Genomic DNA, 7,308 nt, shown 5'->3' with positions numbered 1-7,308 from the left:
TCGACCCACAGTATTATGGCGGTTACCTTTACCAATAAGGCCGCCAAGGAAATGCGCGGCCGAATTGAGAATCTGCTTGGCAGCACCCTAAACCACGGTATGTGGGTGGGCACTTTTCATGGCTTGGCTCACCGCCTACTCAAGGCTCACGCCCGTGAAGCAGGGCTTCCCGACAATTTCCAGATTTTAGACAGCGACGACCAGCTCCGTCAGCTCAAGCGCATTCACCGCGAGCTCGAGCTCGACGACAGCCGCTGGCCGCCGCGTCAATCCCAATATTTTATCAATGGTCACAAAGACGAAGGACGTCGCGCCGCCCATATTGACGATTTTGGTAGTGATATTTACCTCACGACAATGCTCAAGGTATACCGCCGCTACGAAGAGATCTGCCGCCAGCAAGGGGTGATCGACTTTGCCGAATTGCTATTGCGGGCTTTGGAGCTGTGGCGAGACAATCCGGCGATACTCGACCACTATCAGCAGCGCTTTAAGCACGTTTTGGTTGACGAGTTCCAAGACACCAATGCCGTACAGTACGCATGGCTGCGCTTGCTCGCGGGCAAAGGCATGGCGATGACCGCGGTTGGCGATGACGATCAGTCAATATACGGCTGGCGCGGCGCCCGCATCGAGAATATTCAGCAGTTCTCTAAAGATATCGACAATACCCATGTGGTACGCTTGGAACAAAACTACCGCTCCACCGCGACCATACTCAAGGCCGCCAATGCGTTAATCGCCAATAATAGCCAGCGCCTCGGCAAAGAGCTGTGGACCGAGGATGGCGACGGCGACAAAATCTCGCTGTTTGCTGCGTTTAACGAGCAGGATGAGGCCCGCTTCCTCACCGACCGTATTGCCGAGCTGGTACGTGACGATTACCGCCGCAGTGATATCGGCGTGTTGTACCGTAGCAATGCCCAATCGCGGATTTTGGAAGAATACCTGATTCGCGCCGGCCTGCCCTACCGCATCTATGGCGGCCAGCGTTTCTATGACCGCCTAGAGATTAAAAATGCGCTGGCCTATATGCGCATTGTTGAATTGCGCGACGACGACACCGCCATTGAACGGGTAATCAACACCCCAACCCGTGGCATTGGTACACGCACCGTGGAGATTCTGCGCGAGTACGCTAGGGAACACCAAACCTCCTTGTGGCGCACCGCTGTGGCCATCATTGAACAAGGCCTGCTGCCCGCCCGCGCGAGCAACGCCCTGCGCGGCTTTTTAGCACTCATTGAAGATTTAGCCGAGCAGTGCCGAGATAAACCCCTAGACGAACAAATTAATATCGCCATAGACCGCTCCGGCTTGCTGGCTTTCCACGAAAAAGAGAAGGGCGAAAAAGGCCAAGCGCGGGTTGAAAACCTCCACGAGCTCATTACCGCCGCCGCAGCCTTCGAGCCGGAAGAAGAAGACGTCGAGCCGCTGCGCGCTTTTCTTGATAGAGCCGCGCTGGACGCCGGCGACCAGCAGGCTGACGAACACGAAGACAGCGTACAATTAATGACCTTGCACTCTGCCAAGGGTCTTGAGTTTCCGGCAGTATTTATTGTTGGTGTGGAAGAAAATCTGTTTCCCCACAAAATGTCGATGGAAGACCCCGAGCGCCTCGAAGAGGAGCGCCGCCTAGCCTATGTTGGTATTACCCGCGCTGAGCAAAAACTGTTTTTAAGCTATGCAGAGTCACGGCGCCTGCACGGCCAAGAAAGCTTCAACAGCCTGTCGCGTTTTATTCGCGAGATCCCCAATGAGCTAATAGATGAGGTGCGGATTAATAACACCGTTAGCCGCCCAAGCAGCTATGCCCAAAGTGGCGCGACAACATCTCAGCAGGCCTCTGCAGCAGCGATGGGCATCGCCCTTGGCCAACGCGTATTGCACAGCATTTTTGGTGCCGGGGTGGTACTCAGTTTCGAGGGCCAAGGGGCCAGCGCCCGGGTCCAAGTTAATTTTGAAGACGAGGGCAGTAAATGGCTGGTGTTGCAATATGCCAATTTACAGCTTTTGTAAGTGAGCTTTTTTGTAAGACAGATTTATAAATAGGGAAGACCATGACGCCCAGTAAAAATAATTATACGCCGCTCATCATTCTCACATTGCTCGCGGCACTGGTCAGTATGAGCTGGCTTTATGTTGGTGAGCGCAGCCGAGATCACAGCCGCAGCGAGCAGCAAATGAGCAGCAACGGCCAGCAAGTTTTCCACTGGAAGTTGGTGACCACCTGGCCAAAAAACTTTCCTGGGCTAGGCACCGCACCGGAAAAATTTGCCACCACCGTCAATACCATGAGTCAGGGCAGACTGCTAATCAAAGTCTATGGCGCAGGTGAATTAGTACCCGCTATGGGTGTCTTCGACGCGGTATCAGCAGGCAGTGCCCAGGCCGGTCACGGCGCCGCGTATTACTGGAAGGGTAAACTGCCCTCATCCATCTTTTTCACCGCCGTCCCCTTTGGTATGACCGCTCAAGAAATGAACGGCTGGCTCTACCACGGCGGCGGTATGCAGCTATGGCGCGAGGCCTATGCCCCCTTTAATTTAGTCCCCATGGCCGGCGGCAATACCGGCGTGCAAATGGCCGGTTGGTTTAATAAAGAAATTAAATCAATTGAAGACGTCAAAGGCTTAAAAATGCGCATTCCCGGCTCCGGCGGCGAAGTCTGGGATCGCCTCGGTGGCAGTGCCGTAACGATACCCGGTGGCGAGTTATACACCTCGCTGCAGACCGGCGTTATCGACGCCGTTGAATGGGTAGCACCATCTAACGACCTCGCTTTCGGTTTTCATGAGGTTGCAAAATATTACTATTATCCCGGCTGGCATGAGCCCGGTTCGACCCTAGAGCTGATTATCAATAAAAGCGCCTTTGAGGCCCTACCCAAAGATTTGCAAACCATTGTCGAGGCCGCCGCGCGCTATGCCAATGCCGATATGCTCGACGAATACACGGCGCGCAATAACGCCGCCTTAAAAGAATTAGTCAATGAACATAAGGTGCAACTGCGCAAATTGCCCGACGACGTGCTGCGCGAACTACACCGCGTGTCAGATGAATATTTATTAGAATTATCAAAAACCGATGAGCTCACCGGCCGCGTTTACCAAAGTTGGAATAAGTTTAAGGAAGACGCCAAGGAGTACCACCACATTTCTGAGCAGTCGTATATTAATGCGCGGGATCTTTAAGCCCACAGAATAAATGCGAATTGCGGAGAATTAAACTCAGGCGATTCGCAAGTATTCCTTGCTGATTTCCCACAGGCGCTCAGCGGCAACGTCGTCCTTGGCCCAGGGTTTAATTTTTCCCAGTTTGCAGTTAGCAAAATATTCACCGCTGACATTGTCTAGGCTTGGTGAGGTCGCCACAAATATCGAGGTCTGGGCACCCTGTTCTGGGGTTTTAAAAAACAATTTAGTAATGCCGCCCACAATTCTTCCAAGCAGGGCATTGTCCTGATGACCGAGGTGGGTGGCCACAGCACCGGGGTGCACACAATTCACAGTGACCCCACTACCCGCTAACTTTTTCGACAGCAATCGTGTCCAGAGAATATTGCAGAGCTTGGAGTGGCCATACACCTGGAATATTTTATAGGGCGTCGTTTTATATTCGATATCGTCAAAGTGAACGCCTTTTACAAAACCGTGAGCTTCTGATGCCACACTCACAATGCGTGCGGGCGCACTTTGTTTAATGCGCTCTAACAATAAATCGGTCAATAAAAAATACGCTAGGTGATTGACCGCAAAAGTCTCTTCAATGCCTTCGGCAGTGACCTTTCGCTTGGTATTCATTACCCCAGCATTATTCAATAAGAGATGTAGTGGTTTACCGGTATCTAAGAAATGCTGAGCTACGCGGCGAATATCAGCCTGATTGGCAAGGTCACCAAGGAGTAACGTCGCGCGGCATTGTGGCGATTGGCTGGCGATTTCGGCCAATACCGCCTCGCCTTTTTCGGCGCTGCGACACAGTAAAAACAATTCAGCACCCTGCGCCGCCAAAGCCAATGCCGTAACTTTGCCAATACCACTGCTGGCACCGGTTATTAAACAGACCTTATTGAGCATCGACATTATTATTCTCCATTATTGTCGTTAGCTTACAGGCTGAGATTGATGTTTGAAATTTTCTGCGTTAATCGACTACTCGGGTCCGGCCATTACCATCGATCGCGACAAACACAAACTCACCCTCAGTGACTTTTGCCGGCTCGTACTGGTGTTTATTCGTCACCCAAACTTCAACGCGAACGCGAATCGAGCTGCGCCCAACGTCAACAATATCGGTATAGCAGCTTACCGCTGCCCCAACATTGACAGGTGTCATAAAGGCCATGGCATCTACCGCCACAGTGGCCACACGGCCCCCAGCACGACGCGACGCCGTCTGACTACCGGCAAGATCCATTTGCGACATGAGCCAACCACCGAAGATATCTCCGCTGGCATTCGTATCCGCAGGCATGGCAATGGTGAGCAAAGCGAGTTCACCTGCCGGCTTCGGCGTGTCATCGATGTCACGCATAGTAAAATACTCTGTTTATAGTGAATATCAAAGAGGCCATAGTTAACGTGGGCTACAGCCTATTGTCAATGCAGGGTTTATGCTTATTACACGTTACTGAATTTTAAATCGCCGCTAATGCCCGCGCACCAAGGCCGGCAACCACGTTGCAATTTCAGGCCATACTGCTAATACCAGTAACATTAGTAATTGCAAACTAATATACGGTGCTACACCACGATAAATATCAGCGGTAGACACCGACGGTGGCGCCACACCCCGCAAGTAAAATAGTGCAAACCCAAATGGCGGCGTCAAAAATGATGTTTGTAAGTTAAGCGCAATCATAATGCCCAACCAAATTGGGTCAACGCCCATCGCCAATAAAATGGGTCCTACAATCGGCACGACCACAAAGGTAATTTCGATAAAGTCGAGAATAAAGCCCAGTAAGAAAATCACGATCATCACGATCAAGGTCGCGGTAATAACGCCGCCAGGTAGCCCGTCAAAAAAGTGCTGGATAAGCTCGTCGCCTCCAAAACCACGGAACACCAACGAGAAGACGGCTGCACCGATCAAAATCATAAACACCATACAGGTGACTTTTAAGGTTTCCCGCGCCACCTCGCCAAGCCGCGCCCAATTTAACTGCCCCTTAGCCCCCGCCATCAGTGCCGCACCCAGTGCCCCCACCCCCGCAGCCTCGGTTGGTGTGGCCGCACCGACCAAGATTGAGCCCAAGACCGTCACAATTAGGCCGACCGGTGGCAATAGCCCTTTTAGCAGTGCACTTAAGGGCGGTGGATTTAGATCTGCGGCAGCGGGTGCGCGCTCCGGCTGACGAATAGCGACAAAACCCATATACAGTAAATACAGGCACACCAACATTAAGCCCGGCACCAAAGCACCAATAAACAAGTCACCGACTGACAGGGTTTTTGGGCTATACACGCCCATATCCAACTGTGCTTGTTGGTAGGCGCTAGATAAAGTATCGCCAAGTAAAACCAAGGCAATCGACGGCGGAATAATCTGACCTAAGGTACCTGTCGCGCAAATAGTGCCGGTTGCGAGCTTAGGGTCATAACCGCGATTCAACATAGTCGGCAAGGACATTAAGCCCATGGTAACGACCGTTGCGCCAACGATCCCAGTACTGGCCGCAAGCAGCATACCCACCAAAATTACCGAAAAACCTAAACCGCCGCGACGCCGACCAAACAAGGCCGCCATATTGCTGAGTAACTCCTCCGCTAAGCGGCTTTTCTCCAAGAGCACGCCCATGAGCACAAAAAGCGGAACGGCTATTAACGTAACATTACTAATGGTGCCGAATAGGCGGTTTGGCAGGGCTGACAAAAACGAGGCGTCAAAATAGCCGATTGAAATACCAATACCCGCAAATATCATCGCGGTGCCGGCAAGACTGAATGCCACCGGGTAGCCCAGCATTAACACCAGACAAATTACGACAAACATCAATATAGGAAGTAGCTCAATCAGCATGACGGCTCGCCTCCTGATTGATAAGCACTTGGGCATTGCGCAGCAATTCTGCTATGCCCTGCAGTGCGAGATTAATTGCCATTAGTGGCAGTAAGGTCTTCAGTAAGTACACAAATGGTAAGCCGCCCGGTTCAACCGAGGTTTCACGTATTGCCCAGGCATTTCCGGCAAAGTCCCAACTGGTGATTAAAATCAGCCCGCAGAGCGGCAATAAAAATACAATACAGCCAATGCTATCGATCCAAGCCTTGCGCCGTTCCGAAAAGCGATGGTAAAAAATATCCACCCGCACGTGACCGCCGTGTTTAAGGGTATAGGCCGCGCCCAACATGAAAACGGTACCATGCAGATAATTCACCGATTCCTGCAGCGCAGTCATGCCTTGACCGAAGCCATAGCGCATAATAACCACCGCGGCGGTACCCAACATCATTAGGGGAATTAAATACGCCAATAGGCGTCCAAAGCGCTCGGTAAACGAATCGATTAAAAATACACACTGTTTCACTGATCGGTATCCCTGAATAAGCGGCTCATTATAGCCATTCTATTGCCGCTCTCGCGAGTTTAGCCCCGGAGAATCCATGCGCTCAATTATTTTTAGCATCCTGTTAATGATTACTGCCACAGGCAGCTACGCCGACATTATCGCCCGCTATGCCATGGGAGCGGAAACCGTGGTGCTCAGTTATCGCGACGATCAGCATATTCGTGTCGATCGCGGGCAATTGGGCTACTCCATTATTAATGGTGAGCAAGCAACCGCCATCATTAGTCAGGGCGGCGCGCAGATAGTGATGAACGTCGAGGATATCGGCGAGGTCTTGGCCAGCGCGCAGCAAGGCCAAACAATCAATATCCCTGATAGCAGCGCCGTTAGCCTCAAGCCCACCAAAGAATTCAGCGACATTGCGGGTATCAAAGGCCGAGTTTACGTAGCCAGCGATGGTAGCAACAATTACCGCACCGTATTGACCGACAACCCAGCGGTTACCCAAGCAAGCGATGCTCTGCGCCACTTCTTCCGGCGCTTTGCCGGCGCCATGAAAAATGATCGTGGCAATCGGCTTCTGGCCTTAGAAGACAGTTTTAAAGACCAGCCTGAGCGTGGGGTGCTCTACGTTGAGGGCGGCTTTAAGCTGATTAGTATTGGCCGGGGTGATCGACCCAGCAACTATTACACGCCACCGCCAATTGGCATTCAATTTACGATGCCCGCCGCGAGCCGCTGAGTCGAGCGCCCAGGGATACCGTGATCTGGGCGCGTAAAATCGGTATCATTGC

Annotated in this window: 7 protein-coding genes; 3 read left to right on the top strand and 4 right to left on the bottom strand. The window is 52.0% G+C overall.

The window, feature by feature from the left end:
• Both uvrD and ABYT30_RS13115 read left to right on the top strand, forming a co-directional pair.
• Positions 1 to 2,019 (top strand): DNA helicase II (gene uvrD / locus ABYT30_RS13120; protein ID WP_373096893.1); only part of this gene is annotated, 2,019 nt, incomplete at its 5' end.
• 41 nt (positions 2,020 to 2,060) lie between these two features.
• Entirely contained in the window at positions 2,061 to 3,194 is a 1,134-nt protein-coding gene (locus ABYT30_RS13115) for a TRAP transporter substrate-binding protein (protein ID WP_373096891.1), read from the top strand.
• 36 nt (positions 3,195 to 3,230) lie between these two features.
• Here the strand turns inward: ABYT30_RS13115 and ABYT30_RS13110 are convergent, their stop codons facing one another.
• From ABYT30_RS13110 to ABYT30_RS13095, 4 genes are all read right to left on the bottom strand, one after another.
• Positions 3,231 to 4,085 (bottom strand): SDR family oxidoreductase, encoded by an 855-nt coding sequence (locus ABYT30_RS13110; protein WP_373078724.1) that lies wholly within the window; start codon positions 4,083 to 4,085, stop codon positions 3,231 to 3,233.
• Positions 4,086 to 4,146: 61 nt separating this feature from the next.
• On the bottom strand, positions 4,147 to 4,536 hold the full coding sequence (locus ABYT30_RS13105; protein ID WP_373078727.1) for an acyl-CoA thioesterase: 390 nt from the start codon (positions 4,534 to 4,536) through the stop codon (positions 4,147 to 4,149).
• Positions 4,537 to 4,650: 114 nt separating this feature from the next.
• Entirely contained in the window at positions 4,651 to 6,024 is a 1,374-nt protein-coding gene (locus ABYT30_RS13100; RefSeq protein ID WP_373078729.1) for a TRAP transporter large permease subunit, read from the bottom strand.
• On the bottom strand, positions 6,014 to 6,532 hold the full coding sequence (locus ABYT30_RS13095) for a TRAP transporter small permease subunit (protein WP_373078731.1): 519 nt from the start codon (positions 6,530 to 6,532) through the stop codon (positions 6,014 to 6,016). Before ABYT30_RS13095 ends, ABYT30_RS13100 begins: the two co-directional genes overlap by 11 nt.
• A 76-nt stretch (positions 6,533 to 6,608) precedes the next feature.
• On the opposite strand from ABYT30_RS13095, the gene ABYT30_RS13090 reads away from it, so the two are divergent.
• Positions 6,609 to 7,256 carry a hypothetical protein gene (locus ABYT30_RS13090; RefSeq protein ID WP_373096889.1) on the top strand — a complete coding sequence of 216 codons (648 nt, stop codon included), beginning with the start codon at positions 6,609 to 6,611 and terminating at the stop codon, positions 7,254 to 7,256.
• The last annotated feature ends 52 nt before the right edge of the window (positions 7,257 to 7,308 follow it).

The sequence above is a fragment of the Zhongshania sp. genome, assembly GCF_041623545.1.
GTDB lineage: Bacteria > Pseudomonadota > Gammaproteobacteria > Pseudomonadales > Spongiibacteraceae > Spongiibacter.
This window is presented reverse-complemented; position numbering and strand designations above follow the sequence as displayed.